The organism is Nocardiopsis sp. TRM 82005 (assembly GCF_056312425.1).
This window is the reverse complement of sequence record NZ_JBWDTQ010000033.1, coordinates 1-23,889: the sequence shown is the minus strand read 5'-3', so window position 1 is coordinate 23,889 and position 23,889 is coordinate 1. Positions and strand designations below refer to the sequence as shown.

20 protein-coding genes and 1 pseudogene are annotated in these 23,889 nt (G+C 69.7%); 9 read left to right on the top strand and 12 right to left on the bottom strand.

Annotation, left to right across the window (positions count from 1 at the left end; translation table 11 throughout):
* Positions 1–77 precede the first annotated feature (77 nt).
* The 3 genes from prcA to AC0T5L_RS23660 all read right to left on the bottom strand — a co-directional run bounded on the left by prcA (position 78) and on the right by AC0T5L_RS23660 (position 2,119).
* Positions 78–851, bottom strand: a complete 774-nt coding sequence (gene prcA / locus AC0T5L_RS23670) for a proteasome subunit alpha (RefSeq protein WP_476167683.1) — start codon at positions 849–851, stop codon at positions 78–80.
* 54 nt (positions 852–905) lie between these two features.
* Positions 906–1,748 carry a proteasome subunit beta gene (gene prcB, locus AC0T5L_RS23665; RefSeq protein WP_476167682.1) on the bottom strand — a complete coding sequence of 281 codons (843 nt, stop codon included), beginning with the start codon at positions 1,746–1,748 and terminating at the stop codon, positions 906–908.
* A 167-nt stretch (positions 1,749–1,915) separates the two neighbouring features.
* A complete protein-coding gene (locus AC0T5L_RS23660; protein ID WP_476167681.1) occupies positions 1,916–2,119 on the bottom strand; it encodes a ubiquitin-like protein Pup in 204 nt (67 codons plus the stop codon).
* A gap of 736 nt (positions 2,120–2,855) precedes the next feature.
* Between AC0T5L_RS23660 and AC0T5L_RS23655 the strand changes: the two genes are divergently transcribed.
* The 3 genes from AC0T5L_RS23655 (at position 2,856) to AC0T5L_RS23645 (ending at position 6,203) form a co-directional block, all read left to right on the top strand.
* The gene (locus tag AC0T5L_RS23655) at positions 2,856–4,007 is read left to right on the top strand and encodes a S1 family peptidase (RefSeq protein WP_476167680.1); all 1,152 of its coding nucleotides are present in this window, start codon (positions 2,856–2,858) and stop codon (positions 4,005–4,007) included.
* Between the two features lie 503 nt (positions 4,008–4,510).
* On the top strand, positions 4,511–5,671 hold the full coding sequence (locus tag AC0T5L_RS23650) for a S1 family peptidase (RefSeq protein WP_476167679.1): 1,161 nt from the start codon (positions 4,511–4,513) through the stop codon (positions 5,669–5,671).
* Between the two features lie 286 nt (positions 5,672–5,957).
* A complete protein-coding gene (locus AC0T5L_RS23645; protein WP_476167678.1) occupies positions 5,958–6,203 on the top strand; it encodes a hypothetical protein in 246 nt (81 codons plus the stop codon).
* Positions 6,204–6,237: 34 nt separating this feature from the next.
* Here AC0T5L_RS23645 and AC0T5L_RS23640 read toward each other — a convergent pair whose 3' ends face one another.
* Together AC0T5L_RS23640 and AC0T5L_RS23635 are read right to left on the bottom strand one after the other, a co-directional pair.
* Entirely contained in the window at positions 6,238–8,784 is a 2,547-nt protein-coding gene (locus tag AC0T5L_RS23640) for an FtsX-like permease family protein (protein ID WP_476167677.1), read from the bottom strand.
* A gap of 3 nt (positions 8,785–8,787) precedes the next feature.
* Positions 8,788–9,498, bottom strand: a complete 711-nt coding sequence (locus AC0T5L_RS23635; RefSeq protein WP_476167676.1) for an ABC transporter ATP-binding protein — start codon at positions 9,496–9,498, stop codon at positions 8,788–8,790.
* A gap of 519 nt (positions 9,499–10,017) precedes the next feature.
* On the opposite strand from AC0T5L_RS23635, the gene AC0T5L_RS23630 reads away from it, so the two are divergent.
* Positions 10,018–11,031: an ethyl tert-butyl ether degradation protein EthD gene (locus AC0T5L_RS23630; protein WP_476167675.1), complete on the top strand. Its 1,014-nt coding sequence runs from the start codon at positions 10,018–10,020 to the stop codon at positions 11,029–11,031.
* A gap of 157 nt (positions 11,032–11,188) precedes the next feature.
* Here the strand turns inward: AC0T5L_RS23630 and AC0T5L_RS23625 are convergent, their stop codons facing one another.
* Together AC0T5L_RS23625 and AC0T5L_RS23620 are read right to left on the bottom strand one after the other, a co-directional pair.
* On the bottom strand, positions 11,189–12,802 hold the full coding sequence (locus AC0T5L_RS23625; RefSeq protein ID WP_476167674.1) for an amidohydrolase: 1,614 nt from the start codon (positions 12,800–12,802) through the stop codon (positions 11,189–11,191).
* A 95-nt stretch (positions 12,803–12,897) separates the two neighbouring features.
* Complete coding sequence (locus tag AC0T5L_RS23620) at positions 12,898–14,196, bottom strand: MFS transporter (protein WP_476167673.1); 1,299 nt, start codon at positions 14,194–14,196, stop codon at positions 12,898–12,900.
* A 270-nt stretch (positions 14,197–14,466) separates the two neighbouring features.
* Here AC0T5L_RS23620 and AC0T5L_RS23615 point away from each other — a divergent pair, with 270 nt between their 5' ends.
* Positions 14,467–15,981 (top strand): PucR family transcriptional regulator, encoded by a 1,515-nt coding sequence (locus AC0T5L_RS23615; RefSeq protein WP_476167672.1) that lies wholly within the window; start codon positions 14,467–14,469, stop codon positions 15,979–15,981.
* Positions 15,982–16,040: 59 nt separating this feature from the next.
* Here AC0T5L_RS23615 and dop read toward each other — a convergent pair whose 3' ends face one another.
* Positions 16,041–17,558, bottom strand: a complete 1,518-nt coding sequence (gene dop, locus AC0T5L_RS23610; RefSeq protein WP_476167671.1) for a depupylase/deamidase Dop — start codon at positions 17,556–17,558, stop codon at positions 16,041–16,043.
* A 253-nt stretch (positions 17,559–17,811) separates the two neighbouring features.
* Positions 17,812–18,086 (bottom strand): annotated as a pseudogene (locus AC0T5L_RS23605) (hypothetical protein); the annotation flags it as partial.
* A gap of 430 nt (positions 18,087–18,516) precedes the next feature.
* Between AC0T5L_RS23605 and AC0T5L_RS23600 the strand changes: the two are divergent.
* Both AC0T5L_RS23600 and AC0T5L_RS23595 read left to right on the top strand, forming a co-directional pair.
* The gene (locus tag AC0T5L_RS23600) at positions 18,517–18,666 is read left to right on the top strand and encodes a hypothetical protein (RefSeq protein WP_476167670.1); all 150 of its coding nucleotides are present in this window, start codon (positions 18,517–18,519) and stop codon (positions 18,664–18,666) included.
* Positions 18,667–18,757: 91 nt separating this feature from the next.
* Positions 18,758–19,246 (top strand): hypothetical protein, encoded by a 489-nt coding sequence (locus AC0T5L_RS23595; protein WP_476167669.1) that lies wholly within the window; start codon positions 18,758–18,760, stop codon positions 19,244–19,246.
* Between the two features lie 39 nt (positions 19,247–19,285).
* Here AC0T5L_RS23595 and AC0T5L_RS23590 read toward each other — a convergent pair whose 3' ends face one another.
* Complete coding sequence (locus AC0T5L_RS23590) at positions 19,286–19,654, bottom strand: DMT family transporter (RefSeq protein ID WP_476167668.1); 369 nt, start codon at positions 19,652–19,654, stop codon at positions 19,286–19,288.
* A gap of 74 nt (positions 19,655–19,728) precedes the next feature.
* Here AC0T5L_RS23590 and AC0T5L_RS23585 point away from each other — a divergent pair, with 74 nt between their 5' ends.
* The gene (locus AC0T5L_RS23585; RefSeq protein ID WP_476167667.1) at positions 19,729–20,295 is read left to right on the top strand and encodes a TetR family transcriptional regulator; all 567 of its coding nucleotides are present in this window, start codon (positions 19,729–19,731) and stop codon (positions 20,293–20,295) included.
* Between the two features lie 1,342 nt (positions 20,296–21,637).
* Positions 21,638–22,234: a hypothetical protein gene (locus AC0T5L_RS23580; RefSeq protein WP_476167723.1), complete on the top strand. Its 597-nt coding sequence runs from the start codon at positions 21,638–21,640 to the stop codon at positions 22,232–22,234.
* A 315-nt stretch (positions 22,235–22,549) separates the two neighbouring features.
* Here AC0T5L_RS23580 and AC0T5L_RS23575 read toward each other — a convergent pair whose 3' ends face one another.
* Entirely contained in the window at positions 22,550–22,933 is a 384-nt protein-coding gene (locus tag AC0T5L_RS23575) for a macro domain-containing protein (protein ID WP_476167666.1), read from the bottom strand.
* Between the two features lie 532 nt (positions 22,934–23,465).
* Positions 23,466–23,678 (bottom strand): tyrosine-type recombinase/integrase, encoded by a 213-nt coding sequence (locus AC0T5L_RS23570; RefSeq protein ID WP_476167722.1) that lies wholly within the window; start codon positions 23,676–23,678, stop codon positions 23,466–23,468.
* Positions 23,679–23,889: the final 211 nt, after the last annotated feature.

Genomic DNA, 23,889 nt, shown 5'->3' with positions numbered 1-23,889 from the left:
CGACGGGGCCTCGCCGTCCGCACCCGCCCGTCCGGTGTGGCGTCCCGGGACGCCACACCGGAATCATCGTTTCCAGGTCACTCGTCGGCCTCGTCCGCGGTGGCCGTACCGGAGGCCTCTCCGGAAGCCTCACTGCCGGAGGCGGCATGCCCGTTGGCCTTGCCCTCCTCGATGAGCCTGGTCAGGCGCCGGCCGTGGACGCGGCGGAACTTGCGGTGCTCCCTGGACCGCTCCAGGATGGCGACCTCCAGGTTGGCGGCCTCCAGTTCGCGTTCCTCACCGTTCTCCCGGGCCAGGGCGTGGGTGGCCGTGTTGAGGGCTGCGCTGAGGGAGGCGTCGGCTGAGAACCGGTCCTTGAGCACGTTCGACACGTGCTCGGAGGAACCGCCCACGGCCACGCATCCCTGCTCGTCCACGATGGATCCGTCGAAGGTGATGCGGTAGATCTCGTCCCCGTCGGATACGTCGCCGACCTCGGCGACGACGATCTCCACCTCCCAGGGCTTGAGGCTCTCGCTGAAGACGGTGCCCAGGGTCTGGGCGTAGATGTTGGCGAGCTGGCGCCCGTTGACGTCGCGGCGGTCGTACTGGTATCCGCGAACATCGGCGAAGCGCACGCCCATCAGGCGTAGGTTCTCGAACTCGGGATAGCGTCCGACGGCGGCGAAGCCGATGCGGTCGTAGAGCTCACTGATCTTGTGCAGGGTGCGGGACATGTTGTCCGCCACCATGAGGATGCCGCCCTCGTACTGCAGGACGACGGCGCTGCGGCCGCGCGCGATGCCCTTGCGCGCGTAGTCCGCCTTGTCCTTCATCTGCTGTTCGGGGGCGACGTAGAACGGCATCGACACCGCGGATCGTTTCCTTACCTAGTCGGGAGATGTCTGGTGTGGGGACGGGGCCTCTCAGCCCAGCGGGGCCGTGGGGCCGTCGGGGTTGGCCGCGCGTCCCTCCACCACCTCGGTCGCCAGGCGCGCGACCTCCTCGGTGGGCATGCGGCGGTGGCCGTCCTCGGTGATGACGTCGACGAGGGGGAAGATCTTGCGGTGCAGGTCGGGTCCACCAGTGGCGGAATCGTCGTCGGCGGCGTCGTAGAGGGCCTCCAGGGCGACCTTGACGGCATCGGTCTGGTCGAGGTCCTCGCGGTAGAGCTTCTTGACCGAGCCCCTGGCGAAGACCGACCCGGACCCGATGGAGTGGTACCGGTGCTCCTCGTAGCGACCGCCGACGGCGTCATAGCTGAACACGCGGCCCTGTTCGGTGTTCTCGTCGTAGCCGACCAGGATCGGGACGACGACGAAGCCCTGCATGGCCATGCCCAGGTTTCCACGGACCATCTGGGCGAGCTTGTTCGCCTTACCTTCGAGGGAGAGCGAACGGCCCTCCATCTTCTCGTAGTGCTCCAGCTCCACCTGGTAGAGGCGGGCCAGCTCGATACCGATCCCGGCCGAACCGGCGATGGCGACCGCGGAGAACTCGTCGGTGCGAAAGACCTTTTCCATATCGCGGTTGGCGATGACGTTACCCTGCGTAGCCCGGCGGTCGCCGGCCAACAGCACGCCCCCGGGAAAGGTCAGGGCGACGATGGTCGTGGCGTCGGGGGTGAGGTGCTCGGTCCCGCCACCCTGGGGCAGCTCGTGTCCGGGCAGCATCTCGGGCCTGACCGAACTGAGAAACTCGGTGAAGGACGAGGTTCCCGCACTCATGAAAGCGGCAGGCAACCGTCCGCCCTCGAACCCTTCGAACACGCGACTCCCTCCACTCGCGCCCCACCCCGGTGTTGGGGGCGGGTGGGGCGCCTTTTGTCCTTGTTTTCGGTGGCCGGGCTGTGACCGGCCGTTGGAACTGACCCTAGTCCTGCGCGTGGCGGGGCTGACCGTGCTGGAGTGCGCTGTCAGCGAACCGCCGCCGGAGGCTACTGGCCGCCCTTCTGCACGAACTGCCGGACGAAGTCCTCGGCGTTGTTCTCCAGCACGTCGTCGATCTCGTCGAGGATGTCGTCGACGTCCTCGTCCACCTGGTCCTTGCGCTCCTGGACATCAGCCGAGGCCTCGGTCTTCTCGACCTCCTCATCGCGGCGCGAAGTGTGCTTCTGACCGCCGGTATCCTTCGTCGCCATAGCCTGTTACCTCCCTTTCGGGATCCCCGTTCGGGGCTCTCGCCCTTATCTTGGCCCAACACCGGGCGGCTCAACCCCCTTCCCGGGGCCCGATACCCGCTAGTTACCTTGGATCGTCCCGTGTGCCAGCGCACGTGCTCGTACGTGTGCCGACCACGCCCCGGGCGTGTCACCAGAACTGTGCGGAAAGAGCCGGCAAGGCGGCCGCTTCGGCCGTTCCGCCAGGGCTCCCGCCACGGCCGCCCGCCGCCTCCCGACCGTTCCGGCCGGATCCGTTCACCCTTCGAACAGGGTGACCAACGGGCCACCGCTCCTACCTTCGGAGTCGTATACGTGTGTCCGTCCCGTCACGGACGGCATCCGGCACCGGTGACCGCATCCGGCCACGCAGCACCCCTTGCGTTACCCACGAGCTCCTAGCCGGAAAACAAATCCTCCCAAAACCCCAAGGTCAGACACACCATCACCATACGTCACATAACTAAATACAACCTGTCATCCCATAACCCTGTCATCCCTTGAATGGGTTATCAGTTGTATGCCCTTCCACTCGCCACGATGCGCACTTATGGTGTGTGATCGTTTACCGAGTGTCTTGGCGACAGGAGGCCCGGTGAACGGTCCGGGGAACTCCGCCTCATCACGTGGACTCCCCGACACGTGGGGTCCGACGTCCTCGCCGGCGGGCGTCGGGCCCCGCAACCCCCATCCACACCCCCAAGGAGAGTAGGGATCTATGCGACCCTCCCCCGCCATCTCCGCGATCGGCACCGGCGCGTTGGCGTTCGGCCTGGCGTTCTCCGTGACGCCGGGCGCGAGCGCCGCGACCGTCCCGGCCGAACCCGCCGCCAACGGCGAGGCCGCGACGATGCTGGAGGCGCTTGAGAGGGATCTCGGCCTCACCCCGTTCGGGGCCGAGGAGCTTCTCAACGCCCAGGCCGACGCACTCGAAGCCGACACCGAGGCCGCCGAGGCCGCGGGAGACGCCTACGGCGGCTCCCTGTTCGACACCGAGACGCTCGAACTCACCGTGCTGGTGACCGACGCCTCGGCCGTCGACGCGGTCGAGGCCGCCGGCGCCGAGGCCACCGTCGTCTCCCACGGCACCGACGGACTGGCCGAGATCGTCGAGGAGCTCAACGAGACCGGCGGCCGGGAAGGGGTCGTCGGCTGGTACCCGGACGTGGCCAGCGACACCGTCGTGATCCAGGTCGCCGAAGGCGCCAGCGCCGACGGCCTCGTCGAGGCCGCGAACGTGGACCCCTCCGCCGTCCAGGTGGAGGAGACCGGTGAGACGCCCCGTCTGTACGCCGACATCGTCGGCGGCGAGGCGTACTACATGGGCGGCGGACGCTGCTCGGTCGGCTTCCCCGTGACCGACGGCTCCGGCGCGGGCGGTTTCGTGACGGCGGGCCACTGCGGCACCGTCGGCACCTCCGCCCAGAGCTCCGACGGCAGCGGTTCCGGCACGTTCGACCAGTCCGTCTTCCCCGGCAACGACGGCGCCTTCGTGGCGGCCACCTCCAACTGGAACGTGACCAACCTGGTCAGCCGGTACGGCTCCGGCGACCCGCAGGCCGTGTCCGGCTCCGCCCAGGCGCCGGCGGGCTCGGCGGTGTGCCGTTCCGGTTCCACCACCGGCTGGCACTGCGGGACCATCCAGGCCCGCGGCCAGACGGTGAGCTACCCCCAGGGCACGGTGCGGGACCTGACCCGGACCGACGTGTGCGCCGAACCCGGTGACTCCGGCGGCTCGTTCATCTCCGGCGACCAGGCCCAGGGCGTCACCTCCGGTGGCTCCGGCAACTGCTCCTCCGGCGGCACGACCTACTACCAGGAGGTCAACCCGATGCTGAACACGTGGGGCCTGTCCCTCGTGACCGGCTGACCCGGATCCGCCCCCTTCACGGCGTCCCCGTCCACTCCTGTGGGCGGGGACGTCCGTATTTCCAGGGGCTTGGCTTCCCAGGGGCCTTGGCTGGGGCCCTTCCCAGGGGTCCGTGACCTCCGAAGTTACGTCCATGTAGCCGGGCGATCACGGATGGCACCCGGTACCAGTGTCCGAATCCGGCCACACAGCACCCCTTGCCCCAAGGAATCAACTTTGGTCCGTGATCATCCGAATGCGAAGACCACAAGGTCGCACGGGCGGCGACTACGCGTAGCCATCATGAAACGAGGGGTCATAGGACCATCCCTTGTCCTTCTGAATGGATTTACACCAAGAGGGTCTTTTCACCGTCAAAGTGTGCACTTATGGTTGGGAATCGTTTACCGGATGTATCGGTGAACTTCGGGAGTCGGACCAACTCCGACCTCCGAAAGGGGCTTTTAGCTCCCACAGGAACGGAAGCCCCGAATCCCCCGTCAATCCCCCTGGAGAGTAGGGACATGAGACCCTCCCCCGTTATCTCCGCCGTCGGCACAGGAGCACTGGCCTTCGGCTTGGCACTGTCCATGGCCCCGGGAGCCCTCGCGGCGACCGGACCCGCCGCACCCCAAGGCCCCGTCGCCGACGACAACGCGTCCAGCATGGCTGAGGCGCTCGAGCGGGACCTCGACCTGGCCCCGCTCGAGGCCGAGACGCTCCTCGAGGCGCAGGAAGCGGCCATCGAGACCGACACCGAGGCCACCGAGGCCGCGGGAGACGCCTACGGCGGCTCCCTGTTCGACACCGACACCCAGGAGCTCACCGTCCTGGTGACCGACACCTCGGTGGTCGACGAGGTCGAGGCCGCCGGCGCCGAGGCCACCGTCGTCTCCTACGGAACCGACGGACTGGCCGAGGTCGTGGAGGACCTCAACGAGGCCAAGGCCCAGAAGAACGTCCTCGGCTGGTACCCGGACGTGGCCAGCGACACCGTCGTGGTCGAGGTGCTGGAGGGCTCCGGCGCCGACGTCGACGCCCTGCTCGCCGACGCCGGTGTGGACGCCTCCGCCGTCCAGGTGGAGGAGACCAGCGAGTCTCCCGAGGTCTACGCCGACATCGTCGGCGGCGTGGCCTACTACATCGGCTCCGGCAGCCGCTGCTCCGTCGGCTTCCCGGCGACCAACAGCTCCGGCCAGCCCGGTTTCGTCACCGCCGGCCACTGCGGCAGCGTCGGTTCCAGCGTCACCATCGGCAACGGCAACGGCACCTTCGAGCGGTCGGTCTTCCCCGGCAACGACGCCGCCTTCGTGCGGGGCACCTCCAACTTCACCCTGCACAACCTGGTCTCCCGCTACAACGGCGGCTACCAGTCGGTGACCGGCACCAGCCAGGCCCCGGTCGGCTCCGCGGTGTGCCGCTCCGGTTCCACCACCGGCTGGCACTGCGGCACCATCCAGGCCCGCAACCAGACCGTGCGCTACCCCCAGGGCACGGTCTACTCGCTCACCCGCACCAGCGTGTGCGCTGAGCCCGGTGACTCCGGCGGCTCGTTCATCTCCGGTTCGCAGGCGCAGGGCGTCACCTCCGGTGGCTCCGGCAACTGCTCCTCCGGCGGCACGACCTACTACCAGGAGGTCAACCCGATGGAGAACTCCTGGGGCGTGAACATCCGCACCAGCTGACCCCGCCCCCACCCATCCCCCTCACCGTCCCCCGTCCGCGCGCAGGCGCGGGCGGGGGACGCCCGCTGTGTACGGGGCAGGAGCCGGGCCGGGCCCGCAGCCGCGCGGTAAGCTGGCCCCGGGCGGCCCGGAAGAGCACGGCCTGCCGCGCCCCGGGGTGTCCAGCGTGCGGAATCCCGTCCCACCACGTCCTGTGAACCCGGGGTGTCCGTGCACACGCCGTGGGCCGCCCGGCCGTGCGAGACACAGCGCCCCAGGCGCCACCCGACCCCCAGGAGAGCATGAGATGGGCGGCCCCTACCGGTTCGCGAAGAGTTCGGACGACGCCGAGCCGCACCGCGACGGCACGCCGAAGAGCCCGGGCCGGTCCACGGCTCGCGTCCTGCTGTGGGTGCTCCTGCTCCTGTGCGTGGCGGGCAACGGGGTCACTTCCCTCGGAGGCTTCCACCCGCTGATCAGCTCGGTGTTCGGCCTGGCGGCCATCGCATGCATCGTCCTGTTGGTCGTCCACCACCTGCGTCACCGCAGATAACCGACGCACCGCCGCCGATGGTGCGGCCCCCGAGTCACTCCTGGACGCCGGTCGCCTCCACCGCGGGGGTGCGCAGGGCCAGGCGCACGGGGAGCATGACCGAGAGCGTGCCCAGCACCGCGGTCACGGCGACCACACCCGCGTACACCAGCGGGGAGCCCGCCGGGACGGGGGTGCCCAAGAGGGACATGCTCAGCACCGCCAGCGGCGGCACGGCCACGAGCGTGCCCAGCAGGACGGCGAGCACGACGAGCACCGACACCTCCCAGCGCATGGCCCGCAGCACCTGGCCGCGGGTCGTGCCGATCAGCCGCAGCAGGGCGAACTCACGGGAACGGGCGACCGTGGACATCACCAGGTTGTTGACCACGGCGACCGCGATGTAGCCCAAGATCACCGCCAGCCCCGTGAGGTTGACCCAGGCCGCCAGATCGGCCTCAGCCCGGGTCTGGTCGGCGAACCCGTCCCGGTCGGTGACCGACAGCGTCGGATACCGCTCGGCGAACCCCTCCAGAGCCGTGACCAGCTCCTCCTCGGAGGTGTCATCTCCCGCGCCCACCAGGACCTGGGACGGCGGACCCGCGTGCCCCTCCAGCACCTCGTGGGGGACCATCGCCCCGCCCAGCCCCAGTCCGCGCTCATAGGTCGCCACCAGCCGCAGCGGGGCCTCGGAGCCATCGCCCAGGTGCACGTCCAGCTCGTCTCCGACGCCCACGCCGATCAGGTCCGCACCTGAGCGCTCCAGCGCGATCACCTGGCCCGAGAGGTCGGCCAGATCGCCGTCCACGACCCCGGGATCCAGGGTGTCGGCCAGCCCCGCGGCGGGCACCCCGCGCGTCGAGAAGCCCGCCTGTCCGGGTTCGCCGAGCACCTCGTAGGGCACGAACAGCCGTGTCTCCCGCAGCGGCGTGACCGCGCCCGTCTCGGGCAGGTCGGACAGTCGCCCCACGACCTCCTCGCCCACGCCTCCGGAGCCGGTGTCGACCACCACGGCGTCAGCGTTCACCCCTTCCTCCACCTGGGCGGCGACCGCGCCGGCCAGCACCGGCTGGGTGTAGACCATCGTCAGGGTGAAGCCGACGGCGAGCACCAGCGGAGTGATGACGACGCCCAGACGGCGTAGATCGGCCATACTGGCCTCCGCCGCGAGGAAGCCGCTGACCCTGATCTTGCGCAGCGGACGCACCAGGGCCGTGACCAGCGGTCGCAGCAGCACCGGGCCGAGCAGGGCCACCGCGATCACCAACAGCAGGGCCGCGCTCCCGGTCCCGGCCGCCCCGGCGTCGTTGCGCAGGGCGATCGGGGTCATCGCCGCGCTGATCCCGAGGACCAGGCAGACCATCCCTGCGGTGCCCCGCCAGCGGGCCGGGGCGCGGGGGGCGACCGCGGACTCGCGTACCGCCTCCACCGGATTGACCCGGGCCGGGCGCAGTGCCGCGGCCAGGCCCGCGACCACCGCGGTCAGCACGGTCAACAGGACCGCCCCGAGGAAGGGCAGCGGACCGAACACCAGCGGCAGGTCGGCGGGGACCACTCCGAGTCGGGCGAAGGCCATGCGCAGCACTTGGGCGACCAGGGCACCGAGTACACAACCGGGGACCCCGGCGACCAGGGACAGCAGCAGGGCCTCGGAGCCGACCATGCGCAGGATCTGTCCGGGGGTGGAGCCGATGGCGCGCAGGACCGCCAGCTCCCTGCGGCGGGTGCTGATGGACAGGGCCAGGGTGCCCGACACCACGAACAGGGCGATCAGGACCGCCAGCCCCCCGAACGAGGTGGCGATCAGCAGCAGGAGTCCGCGCGCGTCGCCGACGTCGCGGAACTCGATCCGGTTCACGGAGGCGCCGGTGTGGAGTGAGACCGGTGTGCCGCCCGCGGCGTCCTCCAGTGCTGCGGTGAGCCGGTCCGGGGCCACCCCGTCGGCCGCGACGGCCCCGATCGCGTCGAAGGCATCGGGGTCGGCGGACAAGCGTGCCGCCTCGTCGGGGTGGAGGAACACCACGCCCTGTCGGGCACTCTCGGCGTCGTCGTGCGCGGCCAGGCCGCTCACCCGGTACTCGGCGGGTTCGGCGGCGCTGGTGATCCGTACCGTGTCCCCGGCGGCCACGCCGAGGGCGGCGGCCACATCGCCTGCCAGCACCACCTCCGCGGCGTCCTGGGGGTGCGAGCCCTCCGTCAGGGTGAAGGGGCCCAAGGGGGCGGTGTCCCACCCGTGCCCGGTGACCGGCACCGGGGACGCACCGTCCGTGTCCCCGACCGCGAGGGTCAGGTGGTGGTCACCGACCGCCAACTCCACCTCGTCCAGCGCGCCGAACGCCTCCACCAGGTCGGCGGGCAGGCGGACGGTCTCGGGGAGGCGTTCAGCGGTGGCGAAGTCGCCGCCGGGCGGCCGGAGCGTCTGTTCTCCGCCCGCCACCGCGTCCGCGGCCGCGTACCGGTGGGGGTCCACCGACGAACGCAGGCCGGACTCGACCAGCACACCGGAGGCGGCGATCAGCGCGGTGCCGCACAGAAGGGAGACGAACGCCCCGGCGAAGGAGCCCTTGCGGGCGCGCAGGGTCTTCCATGCGATATCGAGCATGGGTCAGCTCTCCCCCAGACGGCTCATCCGCTCGGCCACGGCCGCGGGGGACGGGGCGTCGAGCGAGTCCACGAGCCGTCCGTCCGCGAGGAAGAGCACGGTCTGCGCGTAGGAGGCGGCCACGGGGTCGTGGGTGACCATGAGAACGGTCTGGCCCAAGGCGGCGACGGTGTCCCGCAGCAGGGCGAGGACCTGGGCGCCGGTGCGCGAGTCCAAGGCGCCGGTGGGCTCGTCCGCCATCACCAGGTCGGGGCGGTTGATGAGGGCGCGGGCGATGGCCACGCGCTGCTGCTGGCCCCCGGACAGTTCGGCGGGGCGGTGGTGCAGGCGCCCGGCGATCCCGACCTGCTCCACGACCTGTTCGGCCCAGGCCGGATCGACGGCGGTTCCGCTCAGCCGGAGCGGCATGGTGATGTTGTCCTCCACGGTGAGCGCGGACAACAGGTTGTAGGCCTGGAAGACGAACCCGACCCGTTCCCGGCGCAGCCGGGTGAGCTGGTTCTCCGACATCCCCGAGAGGCTGGTCCGGCCCAGCCACACCTCGCCGCCGGTGGGCCGGTCCAGTCCCGCGGCACAGTGCAGGAACGTGCTCTTGCCCGACCCCGACGGCCCCATCACCGCGGTGAAGCTGCCTTTGGCGAGCTCCACGGAAACACCCTGGAGAGCCGTCACCTTTCCAGCACCGGAATCATAGGTCCGGTGGACTTCGCTCATTCTGAGCGCGGGAGCGGGTTCCTCCGTCCCGGCCGTTCCGTAACCGACATTCGGATCCGCAGACCTTCGCCCGAACACATAAACTCCTTTGGCGGCTCTCCAGAGAATGCTGCCATCGCAACTGAATCGCCCGCTCTTCCTCTTCGGGCCGCCTGGGAGCAATTGCTCGTCACATGAGGGGGACCGACCGAGCGACCGTCACACCCTACTGGGTCCGGTGTTCGGCAGCGTCCGCTGCACCGTGCTTCCCGGGGCACTCCAAGCGGCCTTCCGCTCGCACACGGCGATGGTCGTGATCCGCATCGGTGTTCTGACAAGCACGGCTGGCAGGTGAACTGCGCGGGAATACCGAAAGAGGCTCCCGACCGTTCGGCGGGCACCTGAAAAGCAATACCGGGAAAGACGCCGACACGTGCCCGATGCCGAGGTCGTGCCTTCGGTGTGAGTGACCATGCCCCGGTAGGAGTCCAGACTGGTGAGCGGCACAGAACGGTGTGACTCCACGTGTAGGAGTACACCATGAGCCACGGGAAGCAGACCGCTAGGGATACCGCCCGGCCGAGCGAGGAGCTGGCCGCTGAGCTGACGGCCGAAGCCGGTGGCGTGGACACGGCCGGCCTCGAAAACGCCGCCGAGCTGGCCTTGACGGCTTTCTGCTGGTGGCGCGCCGACATCCCGCAGGAAGTATGCGAGGTCTACTGGCGCGACGTGCACGGGATCATGCTCGCCCGCGTTCCGGGCATGTGGCAGTGCCGGCAGCTGCGCCTCGCGGCCAACCGTCCCGGCCTCTGGCCGGCGGTCCGGGGCGTCTCGTTCGATGCGCCGGACGCGGCTCAGCCCCAGGGCATGGGGCACGGGCTCTTCCTTTCCGAGGCCGTCCTTGCCGCGTTCGGCGGCAACCCGATCGCCGGGGAGGCCATTCCCAAGCACGCACACGACTTCATCGGCCGCATCGGTGCCCAGTTGTCGCCTCCCGGTAGTGGCCGCACGCTTGTCGACCGCGTCAACGATCCCGCTGTGCAGGGCCCTCCCCCCGTACCGACCTTCGTGCTCGGCTTCGTCCCAAGAGCCGGAGCCGCGTCCGCCGAGGTGTTCCACCACTGCCTGACCGAGCACGTTGCGCGCCCGTGGAGTGAACATCCGGACGTCATGCGTCTGCGCGTTGAGCCGCTTCCCCCCTACGACCACTCGGTGATGGGCTCGCCCGGTGTGGCGCGCCAATGGCCGAACGACGAGACCTATCTCGGCTGGATCGAACTGGCGGTGCGTACCGAGGGCGCGGTCGTCGATCTCCTGGCGGGCGCGGACACCGGCGAACTCGCCGAACAGGTGGGGGCCGTCCACACCTATCCGGTCCGCGAGGTCTACACGATCATCTCCGCGGGACGACCGACCGAGGTCGGCCTGCGCGGCCATCCGGCGGTGCGGACGATCATCGCCGCGGGCGTGGTCTATCAGCGCGATGAGGCCATCCTGAAAACCCTCTTCGGCGATGCCGTGCACGGGCTGGACCAGCTCAGGCGGCGAACCTGATCCGCGTCATCCCGTGTCGGTGTCCCGGGGGCGGTACACGGCCGCAGCGGCACGGGCGCGTGCCGGGGCGCTGCGGGACCTCCACCGAGGTATCGGTGGTCCCGGTTCGGAGCGAGCCGGGACCGGTGCGAGACGAACGCGATGCCGCGGACGCGCTTCAGGCGGTCCGGTGCGCGGTCCGCCCGTCCAGGACGGTCATCCACGCGGACACCTCACGCAAGCGCTCCTTCGGCAGAGCCTCGATATCGCCGTCCAGGACCACCAGGTCGGCCAGGTAACCGGGACGCAGAGCGCCCAGGCGGTCCTCCACGCCCAACGCGTGCGCGGCGTCCAGGGTGTGGGCGCGCAGGGCCTCATGCAGGGTGACGGCCTGGTCCTCGCCGATCGGCCCGCCCTCGCGTGTGGTGCGGCACACCGCGTTGGCGACGGTGTCCATCGGACGCAGGCTGGAGACGAAGGAGTCGCTGGAGAGTACCGGGCGCAGTCCCAGGTCGATCTCCTCGCGCATGGGCTGGAGCCGGTGGGCCCGCTCACCCAGGCGGCGCACGAAGTCGCCGCCGCTGTCGTGGAGGAAGTTGGGCTGGTTGACGGGGATGACCCCGTAGTCGGTGAAGCGCTTGGTCTGCTCGGGAGTGGGGTAGCCGCAGTGCTCCACGCGCGGGCGCGGGTCGGGGCCGCCCACCCGCGCGGCCGAGGCGATGGCGGCCAGCGTGTTCTCCATGGCGGCGTCGCCCTGGGTGTGGACCGCGATCTGCCAGCCCTCCCCGGCGGCGCGCGTGATCAGGTCGACGAGCTGGTCGGGGTGGTGGTAGAGGCTGCCCGCGAACTCACCATGCTCGCCGTAGGGAACGCTGAACTTGGCGGTACCGCCCAGCAGGGAACCGTCGGAGTAGAACTTCATGCCGGTCAGCCGCAGCCAGTCGTCACCGAAGGGGCTGGCCAGCCCGGCGAAGGTGAGCGCGTCCAGCTGGTGGGAGAGCGGCATGCCGAACGTGCGCAGCGGCAGGGTCCCGGCCGCGCGGGCGGCCCGGTACACGCGCAGCTCGCGGGCCGAGACCTGCGGATCGCACACGGTGGTGACTCCGGCCGACAGGTAGGGGCCGGCGGCCTCGGACAGCCAGCCCATGAGCTGGTCCACGGGCAGGTCGGTGTGGAAGTTGGGACCGTGGCAGCCGATGTCCACGGCCAGGGGCAACAGCAGTTCCATGGCCGAGTCCAGGACCATGCCGGTCAGGCGTCCGCCCTCGTCACGGACGAAGGAGCCGCCCGCTGGGTCGGGGACGTCCTCGCCGATACCGCTCCAGGCCAGGGCGGCGGAGTTGACCACGGCCTGGTGGCCGGAAACGTGGTAGACGATGACCGGATGCTCGCTGGTGGCCCCGTCCAGGTCCCGGCGGGTGGGGCGGCCGCCGGGGAACTTGGCGTCGTCCATGTGGAAGGCGCGGATCCACTGCCCGGCGGGGGTGCGTTCGGCCTCGGCGCCGATGACGGCGACCAGGTCGGCCGCGCTGCCCACGCGGGGGTATCCGGCATCGACCGCCACCAAGGACTCGGCGGTGGACAACAGGTGGTTGTGCGGATCGATGAACCCGGGCAGGACGGTCCGCCCGCCCGCGTCCACCTCCACCGCGCCCGGGCCGGCGGCGGCCCGGGCCGCCTCGACGCTCCCGGCCAGGCGGACCCGGCCCTCACGTACGGCCACGGCGCTGGCCCGGGGGTTGGTGTCGTCCATGGTCAGGACGTTGGCGTTGTGGATGAGCAGACCAGACACGGGTGCGGTTCCTCCTTGGTGGACGGTCTCCGGGCCGGTCGGCCCGGAGGAGGGGGTACGTGACGCCTGACGGCGGTACCGGTTGGCTGGACGGGTCAGGCGGAGGCCAGTTCGGTGTCGCGGTGACGGGGTGCCTTGGCCAGGCAGGCGATGCTCACCGCGGACATGGCCATGAGCAGTCCGACCACGGGCAGGATGCTGCCGGTCGCGGCGAGCAGGGCGGTGCACACGATCGGGGACAGTCCGCCGAAGACCGCGCCCGCGACCTGGTAGGCGATCGAGATGCTCGTGTAGCGGGCCCGCGGCGGATACATCTGGGCGAGCACCCGGGCGATGGGACCGTAGACGGCGGCCATGGCCAAACGCATGACGCACAGCATCAGTAGGACCAGGACCGCGCTGCGTGTCTCCAGGATCAGGAACTGGGGAAGCGCCAGCACGATCACGCCGACCAGTCCGACGGTGACGACGCGGGCGGCACCGAAGCGGTCGCCCAGCCAGGACACGCCCAGGGTCGCGACGAGCTCGACGAACGCGGCCAGGGTCAGGCCGTTGAGGATGAGCTGTTCGCTGATGCCGACCTCGGTGACCCCGTAGGCCTGAAGGAACGTTGTCACGATGTAGTAGCCGCCGACGGCCACCGGCAGGACACCGATGCCCAGCAGCAGCGGCCGCCAGGAGGTGCGCACGGCATCGCGTAGCGGCAGTTCCTCGGGCTGGTCCTGGTTCTCCTGGACGGCGGCGAAGACGGGGGACTCCTCCACCTTCAGGCGGATGAACAGGCCCACCAGGACCAGCAGGACCGAGGCGAGGAAGGGTAGGCGCCAGCCCCATGTGTGGAGCAGGTCCGCGTCCCAGGCGGCGATGAGCCCGAAGGAGCCCGTGGCCAGCAGCGCACCGGCCGGGTTCCCGAGCTGGGCGAAGGAACCGTAGAAGGTCTTGCGGTTCTCGGGGGCGTGCTCGACCGCCATCAGGACGGCACCGCCCCACTCCCCGCCCACGGCGATGCCCTGGACGAAGCGCAGCAGGACCAGGAGCAGCGGGGCGACGAACCCGGCCTGCTCGTAGGTGGGCAGCAGGCCGACGGAGAAAGTGGCCACACCCATCATCAGCAGGGTGATGACCAGTGCGGACTTTCGGCCCAGGCGGTCGCCGAAGTGGCCGAAGATCACGCCGCCCAGGGGCCGCGCGAAGAAGCCCACCGAGAAGGTGGCGAAGGAGGCCATCAGGCCGATCATTGGGTCGGTGCCGGACGGGAAGAACAGGGTGCCGAACACCAGGCCGGCGGCCGTGGCGTAGACGTAGAAGTCGAACCACTCGATGGTGGTGCCGACGAAGGCCGCTACGGCCGCACGCGCGGGGTGCGAGGACGTGGGGGCGGTCCGTTCTGACATGTGTACTCCGTTGCGCGTTCGGTGCGGCCGGGTTGGTCGGGTTGGTCGGGTACGCCTCACCCGTGCGGCTCCGTCCGGGCCTCGGCCCGGGAACGGCCCGAACGAGGACGCCCCTCGGGACGGATGTCACCGCTGGCCACAGCCGGTGGTTCAGGTGTTGGTGTGACCGTAGACACGCGGGAGACGTCCATGCCAGGACGCTCTGCACGCCACCTGCTGTTACACATGTGCAGAGTGCACACAGCCTCGGAATGTGTGAGGGGAAGGACCTTGGCAATCACGGTTGGCGACATCGCCGCGGACCCGGCCCTGGAAGTGCGCGTGGCGGCGGGGCGTTCGGGCCTGGGCCGGGAGATCCGATGGGCGCACGTGATCGAGCTGCACGACCCGGTGCGGTGGCTGCGCGGCGGTGAACTGGTGTTGACGGTCGGGCTGGGACTGGGCACCGACGAGGAGGGGCGCCGTGCCTACGTACGCCGGCTGCACGGCGCCGGATGCGTGGGCCTGGCGTTCGCGATCGACGTGTGGTTGAGCGACGTCCCGCCCGAGGTGCTGGCCGAGGGCGAGGCTCTGGGCCTGCCGATCCTGCGTGTGGAGGGGGAGACCCCGTTCATCGCGGTGGTGGAGACGGTCGCCGACCACTACGCGGCCGAGCGGACACGCGCACAGCAGCGGGTCCTCACCGCGCAGGACGCGATGGCGCGCGCCGCGCTGCGCTCGGGGCCGTCCGGGGTCATGGGGGAGCTGTCCTCGACGACCTCGGGGGCCTCGCTGCTGCTGGACCGCAACGGCATGACGAGCACGGCGGTACCCGAGACCGAACAGCCGTGGCACGCGCTGGTGCGCTCGGCGCTCGCGGGGCGTCCCCGCGGGATGACGGTGCTGGCGGACGAGGACGCGACCATCCTCCTACAGACGCTGGGGCCGACCGGCCGAACGCTCGGCTGGCTGGCACTGCGCTGCCCGTTCCCGGTGACACCGCACGTGCGGATGCTCGCCAACCACGCGGCGTCACTGCTGGCGGTGGACCTGCTGCACTCGCGCGACGCCCGGCGGGCGCTGTACCGCGAGCGCGCACCGGTACTGCTCGCCGCGGTGACCGGACGTCCCCGGGCGCCGGTGGCCCTGCCCACTCCCCCGTGGGAGGTGGTCTGCTTTCGCGGTTCCTCCCCCGCCCCTCTGCTGGACCAGGCGGCGGACGCGCTGACCGACGTGCTGGGCGACACCGAGGCCGCCCGCAGGAGTGGGCTGTTCACCTTGGACGGCACGCTGGTGGCGGTCCTGCCCGACACCGACGGCGGGCCGCGCCTGGGCGGGCTCCTCTTCTCGGTGCTGTCCAAGCTGCCCGAGGCCCCGCGCGCCGCGGGTGCCTGCGGCGCGCGGGGCCTGGACGACCTGCCCGCGGCCGTGGACCGGGCGCGCCAAGCCGCCACGGAGGGGTACCGGCACGTGGACGAGAGCGATGCCTGGGCTCTGCTGCGCTCCTCGGTTCCAGCGGAAGGCGCACGCGCCTTCGACCAGGCCGTGCTCGGGCGGCTGCGAGACCATGACGCGCGCAACGACACGGATCTGGTGCACACCCTGCGCCACTACCTGGACAACAGCTCCCAGGTGGAGGCGACCGCCCGGGACCTGGGGGTGCACCGCAACACCCTGCGCTCACGCCTGCACGTCGCCGAACGGGTCATGGGCCGTACGCTGGGCGCGCCCCGGGTCCGGCTGGAGCTGTGGACCGCCCTGAGCCTGGAGCCGATGCGTTGCCACGACGGCACCTGGCACGCCTGAGGGAGCCCTTGGCCGGTCCTTCCGACGACCCCCGCTCAAGGGGCCCCCGGCGTGCTGGGTCAGCGCCTCCTGGTGAGTACCGAGACCAGGTCGACGGCGGTGTCGGAGGCGTCCAGCAGGTCCCCCACGTGCTCCTTGGTCCCCCGGCTCGGCTCCAGGGTGGGCACCCGCTGTAGGGAGTCATAGCCCGGCAGGTCGAATATCACCGAGTCCCAGGAGGCCGCGGCCACCTCGTCGGCGTACTTGGCCAGGCAGCGCCCACGGAAGTAGGCCCGGGTGTCCTCCGGCGGCTCGGTGACCGCGCGCCTCACCTCCGGTTCCTCCAGCAGGCGCTGCATCCGCCCGCGCGCCGCCAGCCGGTTGTAGATCCCCTTGTCCGCACGCACGTCCGAGTACTGTAGGTCCACCAGCTGCAAGCGCGGGTGCGACCACTCCAGGTCGTCACGGGAGCGGTATCCCTCCAGCACCTTGAGTTTGGCCACCCAGTCCAGTTCGGTGGCCAGGCTCATCGGGTCGCTGCCCAGCCGGTCGAGCACCGACTCCCAGCGGTCCAGGACGTCGGCGGTGTCGGCGTCCACGTCGGTGCCGAAACGGTTCTCCACGTACTTGCGGGCCTGGTCCAGGTACTCGCGCTGCAACTCCAGCGCGGTCATCCTCCGCCCGTCACGCAGCCGCATCCGGTGTGTGAGGCCCGGGTCGTGCGAGACCGCCCGCAGATCGGCCACCGGGGTCTCCAGGGACAGGTCCACGCTCAGGAAGCCGTCCTCGATCATCGACAGCACCAGCGCGGTCGTCCCCAGCTTGAGGTAGGTGGAGACCTCGCTCATGTTGGCGTCACCGATGATGACGTGCAGGCGTCGGTAGCGGTCGGGGTCGGCGTGCGGTTCGTCCCGTGTGTTGATGATGGGACGCTTCAGGGTGGTCTCCAGTCCCACCTCGACCTCGAAGAAGTCGGAGCGCTGGGAGATCTGGAACCCGGTGCTCTGGCCGTCGGAGCCGATACCGACCTTGCCCGCGCCCGTCACCACCTGCCGGGAGACGAAGAACGGGATCAGGTGCCGGACGATGTCGCCGAACGGCGTCGACCGGTTCATCAGGTAGTTCTCGTGGCAGCCGTAGGAGGCGCCCTTGTTGTCGGTGTTGTTCTTGTACAGCTGGATGGGGTCGATCCCCGGCGTGGCGGCCGCCCGCGCCGCGGCGTCGGCCATCACCCGCTCCCCCGCCTTGTCCCACAGCACCGCGTCACGCGGGTTGGTGACCTCCGGCGCCGAATACTCGGGGTGGGCGTGGTCCACGTACAGGCGAGCACCGTTGGTGAGGATGACGTTGGCCAGGCCCAGGTCCTCGTCGGTGAGCTGGGTGGGATCGGCGACCTCACGTGTCAGGTCGAAGCCGCGCGCGTCGCGTAGTGGGTTCTCCTCCTCGAAGTCCCAGCGGGCACGGCGTGCCCGAGCCGCCGAAGCGGCCAGATAGGCGTTGACCACCTGGGTGGAGGTGACCATCGCGTTGGCCCCGGGGTTGCCTGGTACGGAGATCCCGTACTCGGTCTCGATACCCATAATCCGCCGCACACTCATGGTGAGAGGTTATCCACCGCGGCCCGGTCTTGAACGCCTACACGCTAATTGTGGTCCAAGTGCCGTGTTCCCGGGCGTTTCACAACAGGAGACGCACCACTGTCATCGCAGTTCAGAGCGGTCAGGCGCAGCCGTGGGACACGACAAGCGGCCAGGGGATCTCTCGTCGGCCCCCGAACGCACGAGACACCCGGCGCAAGTCCGACCAGAACACGGTGCCCGGATCCGGCGGCACCGGGTCCGGGCACCGCCGTCACCTCGGACTGTCCACGTGATCGCCGCGCAGGATCCGGCTGGCCAGGTCGCCTCGGAGCGTCCGTAGCCGGTGGCCGCCCACACGCTCTCGTCCGCGGGCACTTCGTAGTAGGGGATCTCGCGGCCCTGGTGACGCGCGGACAGGACGGTGGGACGCCGCCGGTCACGGACGACCTTGGCGCACGGGGCGCACAGAGGCACCGTGACGTCCCCGCGCCCACCGAACTCGCGCCACCGCGTCATCTTGGTGTCGGTCCCGTGGAGCGGGTTCGCTTGACGTCCTCCCCGGGGTGAACCCCGGGGATTCCCACAGCCTCGCGGCCATGGGCGCGGTGCGCCTCGCGGCGTCCGCTGGTTCCTGCTTCCCGGGCCAGTGCCCCACCCATGGGGTGATGGTCTTACCCAACCTCCCGCCCCTACTGCGAAGGCTTCGCCATGATCTCGCAGCGGGGGCCCGGCGTTTCAGCTCTCCGCTTCCCGCTCTGGGACGAGTCTCCGTCCAGCGGAAAGCACCACGAGAGCGGTCAGCAACGCAGGCGCCGGGAACGACAACGCACGGCGGACCGCCCGGAAGCCCCGGCCCCAACAGGTGTTCGCAGGGGCGCCGTTACAGGTCCTGGCCGGTGTTGGGCACCGTGTCGATGCTCCGCCCGGGGGCCGCGCCGTGCGGGAAGCACTCCGCACCCTCCCGAACCGACTCAACATGCCGTCCCCGGAATCCAGCACCGAGGTGGTATACGACCACGAGCACAGACGGACCAACGTCGCGGTCGCCATCGGCGCCCTACTCGGCATGGTCGGCCGCAAGGCCTACCGGCTGCCCGCCAACCCTGTGGGTGGACCGGCACCTTGAGTACAGCAAAGCCAAGGGTAGGAGGAGAACTAGCGAAGCTCCGCAAATGGGGAATTATTGTACCCTGACCCTGTATCCTGAACGCTTGAGAATGGAGCTGACCATTAAAAGACGGAAACTTGTAGCTCTGGCGGCAGCGGCTGCTCTCATGATGACCCCGGCCCTCGCGTTCTTCGGCCGCAATATCATCACAGGCGCAGCTATCACATCGCTCTCATCGGACGTCCACGTAGCTTCGTTGTCTGGTGAAGAAGCTGTGCCACACAAAGTTCCCATGGCGTTCAGCCCTAGCACCTATGTGAAGATGAGGTCTGTGACCTGGACTGGTTGGGGGCAGGATCAGGCAGAAGGGTATGCTCGAATATCATCCAACTACCCCACTGACGGAGTATTTTCAGGACAAGGTGGATGGGTGCACCTGCGGCTGAGCTGCCCGACTGAGCAACACGATGGGCTCACCTATTTCAGTAGATACGACATCACTTGGTTGTCAGATCCTCCCGAGACTGGTGTTGACGGCTGGGAAAAGGGTGGAGAGTTCGTGGTTTTCGATGGCCCTTGCGAAGGTGGGGCAGCCTGACTTCCTGCTCCGCCTGAGGCATGTGGATCTATGTGAATCTCAGGTGAGGGGTGTTTCCCACGATGCCCGCCACGTCCACGTCTCAGTCGCCTCGCGCAGGTTCAGGACCACCACCCCGATGATGATCATCGCGATCCCCGCGACCTTGGCCAGGTCGAGACGCTCCTGGAGGAACAGCACGCCGATGACCGCGATGCCCACGGTGCCGAGGCCCGACCAGATCGCGTAGGCGACCGAAACCGGGATGTGCCGGATCACCATGACCAGCAGCCAGTACGACAGTGCGTAGCCGAGCAGTACCAGTCCGGTCCAGAGCGGGTCACGGAAGCCGTCGGTGCGCGGCAGCGTTGCGGTCGCGGCGTTCTCGACGCCGATGGCCGACAACAGCAGTGCCCAGGCCAGGAACATGACTCACCTCTTGTGTAGCGTATGCTACAACCGTAGCAGTCGCTACACTTGGGTCAATGGGACGAGGAGGCGTCATGGCCCGGAACACTGCACGACGTGAGGAGCTGGCCGCGCAGGCGACCGACTACGCGCTCGGCCACGGCCTGATCGGACTGAGCCTGCGACCGCTCGCCGCAGCGATCGGCACCAGCGACCGGATGCTGCTCTACCACTTCGCCGACAAGGACGACCTCGTCGCCGCCATGCTCCGGATCTCCAACGACCGGTCGGTCCAGGCCGTCCGGGCGCTGCCGCGGTCCCGGAGCGTGCGCACGGCGGTCCTGGACCTCTGGCGGGCCAGCACGTCGGAGAAGTCCGACCACTGCCACCGGATGTACGTCGAGGCCGCCGCCCTGGGGCTACTCGGGCGCGAACCCTACGTGTCGGTGGCCCGCGAGGCCAACGAGCGCTGGGTGGCCGCCCTCACGGACCACCTGACCGCTGCGGGCTGCACGCGGGCACGTGCGGAGCGAGCGGTGGCACTGCTCGACGCCGCCTTCATGGGCCTGCAACTGGACCTGCCGCTCGACCCCGATGAGTCCCAGCGCAAGCGCGTGGTCAACGACCTGGCGGACTCGATCGCCACGATCGCGCGAGGCTGACCAGCACCGGCCGTGTCCGTTCATGCGGCCCCGGCCCCGGCGCTTCTCTTCGACGGACTGGGAGTGGCTCCTCGGCACCGCGCTCCTACACGCCCGCCTGCGGTCGGGAGAAACCATCGTGGCCTCCGAGCTGCGACCGAGGGTCTGCACGCATCAGCTTCGTCGTTGCGTCCTCTGAGGACCGGGAACCCGGAAAGAGCCCGCGCCAGCGCGGTCCTGGCGTCGTTCCCGGCCGTGCCGCAGCCAACCGGACCCACTGTGGCAGCACAGTCCAAAGCCCCCCGCAGTAGTCCGCTCCCAGGGGCTCAGGTTGGCCCTGGCGGACGGATTCCAGTAGCTCCACGGACCGTTGGCGGGCACTGCGACGCGCTCGTCCCCCCTACGGCACCCGCTTGCGCCGGAACCCCAGGGAGGCTCCCCGCGACAAGAGTGTGACCAGCACACCAAGACGGGACGTCGGAGGCTCGTCGGTAACGGTGTGGGCGTCCCCGCCGACGACCTCCCATGGGCAGACCCGGGCGGCCGTGACCTGCTCATCGTGGACACCCAGAGCCTCACCGTCGTGGGCAAAAGGTGGGTGCGCTGGAAGGACACCTCCTTCTCCCTCCTCTGGCCGGACCTGGAGGGCGTCCGTGTGATCGCTGCGCTCCGGGATGCCTCCCAGATGGTCACCGTCAGGTCCGAGAGCGATGTCTTCGCCTTCGAATGGATCAAGCCCCAGAGGTCTTGGGGAGGTGCCGAGCCTTTCAAGAAGTCCCACGGCGGGCTCGTCCGTGGCGGCACTGCCGCTGGGCGCTGGCAGGACCGAACAGGCCGCGCTCCTGCCCGTGCTGCGGTCGACGCTGGCCCGCTACGCAGGGGACGTCTACATGGCACCCGAAAGGTAGCCCTGTTGCACCGAACCGAGAGGCCGCCGCTCTGAACGCACTCACCGTCGACCGCTGGAGTCCGCATTCGGGCGGCGCGTTCTCGGCTGGTGCCCGCTCCCGTGCGGCGGCGTGGCGAGCCGGTTCGAACCCTCATGGGTGAGCGGGACCCGGCCTTGGGCAGTCGACCGTAGAAGCCATCGAACGTGCTCTTTGCCCGTCCATGTGCGTGGGAGGGCGAGAGGGTGCGGCCTGCCGCAACCCCTGATAGAGAGGGCACGGTCCGGGCCGGATGGGCGCTCTCGGCCACGTTCGCGCTGGTCTCGCCGGTGACGGTGCGCCGGTGTGCGCGGGCGCGCCGTATGCCGCCGGCCCACAAGGTTGCTCAGACTTGGTGTTGGCTTTCCCACCCCCCTGGTGTGGTTTCACGCACTGTCAAAGGGCTGGTCATCGCATAGATTGCACCCGTGAAATTTATAGGATCGATACCCAAGTTCGCGTTTACCACGACCTCAAGCCTGCTGCTCAGCGCGGGGCTGCTCCTGACCGGCCCGGGCACCGCTGCCGCGGACGCGTCCGAGGAACTCGGCTGTTCCGAGGGCGAGTGCGTGGCACTGGCCTCCGACGAGCGCACCGACGCGGATGCAGCGGCCGCCGATGCCCTCAACAGCGAGCTGAGCGCCGACATGGCCGGCCACATGACCGACGACCACGTCGCCCACGCCCGTGCGATGGTCGAGGCTGCGCAGGAACGCGACATGAACCAGCAGGCCGCCGCCATCGCGGTCACCACCTCCATCGTCGAGACCCACCTGAACAACTACCCGGGGGGCGACCGTGACAGCGTCGGCCTGTTCCAGCAGCGCGACCACTACGGCTCGCAGGAGCAGCGGCTCGACCCCAGCTGGACCACCAACGCCTTCTACGACGAGCTGAACCGTGTCTACCCCGACGGGAGCTGGTCCGACGAGCCGATCGGCGACGTCTCACAGGACGTGCAGCGCTCGGCCTACCCCGACCGGTACCGGCACCAGGCCGAGGACGCCGAGACCATCGTGAACCACCTCTGGTAAAAGACCGTCCCAGAACAGGCGGTGGAGCGTGTGAACCCCGCTCTTGCACGCTCACAGGACACGCCCGCAAGGGGGCAGCTGCTTGGTCAGCGGCCTCCTCTCCGCTGAGACGTGGCGTTCTTCGCCCGTTCGGATGCGACGCGGTGAAGCGTCGGAGGCGCCTTCTTCGACCGCACCACCGTGTTCGGCGTTCGATGGCCGGGTGGAGGACCTGGAGCCAGGACCCCGGCGGGGTGTTCGTGGTGCCGCGCGGGGCCATCGTGTGCCGGGGGCTGGCCGTCGCTCCCGCCCCGGATCAGTCGGTGTCGTAGACCGTCACCACGGCACCGCGGGCCAGGAACTCCCGCTCCACGAGGGGTCGGACGCGCTCCCACCTGCCACCGGCCAGTCCACGGCCGATCCGGGGCATGTGCACGGCGGCACCGGGTTCAAGGGCACGAGGGGCCAGCGCGCGCAGGCAGGGGCCACCGCTTCGTAGCGGATGGGCGGGCCGCCGCTGTCGCGGCGCGTGCCGTGTTGGGCGACCATGTTCGCCACCCATGTGTCGGGCCTGACCCGGACAAGGTGCACGGTCCCGAGTGCGAAGTCGTTGCGGGCGCGCTCGCGGTGCCAGGCGCGGTAGTCGCGTTCGGGTTCGGGCCAACGGCGGGACAGCGTCAGGACGAACCCTTTGCCCCAGCCGCCCCGGTCGTTGCACACGTGGGCGATGATCTTGTGTCCTGGGGCCTGCGGGCTCGTAGCGGGACACGAGGGGGCACGGGCATTCGGGCACGATAACGAAAGGGGTCGGCACCCGTCCGAGATCCCTGGCGAGCGGTGGGGAAGCTGTCGGCCGCCGACTGGGCGCGGGGAGGCACTCTATTCGTTGCGCGCCTGAGTATGAGCTCATCTCACAGGAGGCGAGCCTCCCAGGTGTGGGATGACGGTTCCTCGGCGCGGGCTCGGCACACGGCGAACGCCCTGCGACGGCTGGACGGAACCGAGCCGTCACGGGGTCCGGAAACGACCGGCACGAGCAGGGGCCGACCGGAAGTCCGGTCGGCCCCCCAGAGCGCTCTGGCAGGTGCGTTCCTACAGGTACTGGCCGGTGTTGGGCACCGTGTCGATGCTCCGACCGGAGTCCGCGCCCTTCTTGCCCGTGACCAGGGTCCGGATGTAGACGATGCAGTCGATACGAGCAGGTTGCCCAGGTCAAGGACCATAGAGGGACACTCTTGCCATCACACTGACATCACACCGCCAGGCGCATCTGTTCGTACTGCCGATTGAGCATGTTCCGCGCCGATGCCACCGACCCCTGAAGCAGGTGCCAGTAGACACGCTCCGTGATCGTTGAGTTCTTGTGTCCCATGATTCGGGCCAGTTGAGGCAGAGGCATCGTGTCCCGGATACACCGCGCCGCGAAGTCATGCCGTAGCCAGTGGAAGACGAACTCCTCCGTCAGTTCCGCCGCCCCCCCCCCACACCGTCGCGGAAGTCCTCGTAGTAGGTGGGCCGATGAGGGTCTGGTTCAGCCGGACCGCCAGTGCCTCCCCGATACGCATTCCCGCCGCATGGCCGAAGTACACGGAGAGCTGCCAGGGGCCGTACAGCTAGGGCACCGGTGCGCGCTGGCCACGCGCACCGGCCAGGGCGTGCGCTGCGTACGTCATCGC

Excerpts from the sequence above, each read along its gene's own strand:
- AC0T5L_RS23595 (WP_476167669.1), top strand. The coding sequence starts at position 18,758 with ATGGAGCTGACCATTAAAAGACGGAAACTTGTAGCTCTGGCGGCAGCG.
- AC0T5L_RS23620 (WP_476167673.1), bottom strand. The coding sequence starts at position 14,196 with ATGTCAGAACGGACCGCCCCCACGTCCTCGCACCCCGCGCGTGCGGCC.
- AC0T5L_RS23645 (WP_476167678.1), top strand. The coding sequence starts at position 5,958 with ATGGGCGGCCCCTACCGGTTCGCGAAGAGTTCGGACGACGCCGAGCCG.
- AC0T5L_RS23660 (WP_476167681.1), bottom strand. The coding sequence starts at position 2,119 with ATGGCGACGAAGGATACCGGCGGTCAGAAGCACACTTCGCGCCGCGAT.
- AC0T5L_RS23640 (WP_476167677.1), bottom strand. The coding sequence starts at position 8,784 with ATGCTCGATATCGCATGGAAGACCCTGCGCGCCCGCAAGGGCTCCTTC.
- AC0T5L_RS23590 (WP_476167668.1), bottom strand. The coding sequence starts at position 19,654 with ATGTTCCTGGCCTGGGCACTGCTGTTGTCGGCCATCGGCGTCGAGAAC.
- AC0T5L_RS23585 (WP_476167667.1), top strand. The coding sequence starts at position 19,729 with ATGGCCCGGAACACTGCACGACGTGAGGAGCTGGCCGCGCAGGCGACC.
- AC0T5L_RS23600 (WP_476167670.1), top strand. The coding sequence starts at position 18,517 with ATGCCGTCCCCGGAATCCAGCACCGAGGTGGTATACGACCACGAGCAC.
- AC0T5L_RS23630 (WP_476167675.1), top strand. The coding sequence starts at position 10,018 with ATGAGCCACGGGAAGCAGACCGCTAGGGATACCGCCCGGCCGAGCGAG.
- AC0T5L_RS23655 (WP_476167680.1), top strand. The coding sequence starts at position 2,856 with ATGCGACCCTCCCCCGCCATCTCCGCGATCGGCACCGGCGCGTTGGCG.
- AC0T5L_RS23650 (WP_476167679.1), top strand. The coding sequence starts at position 4,511 with ATGAGACCCTCCCCCGTTATCTCCGCCGTCGGCACAGGAGCACTGGCC.
- dop (WP_476167671.1), bottom strand. The coding sequence starts at position 17,558 with ATGAGTGTGCGGCGGATTATGGGTATCGAGACCGAGTACGGGATCTCC.
- AC0T5L_RS23635 (WP_476167676.1), bottom strand. The coding sequence starts at position 9,498 with ATGAGCGAAGTCCACCGGACCTATGATTCCGGTGCTGGAAAGGTGACG.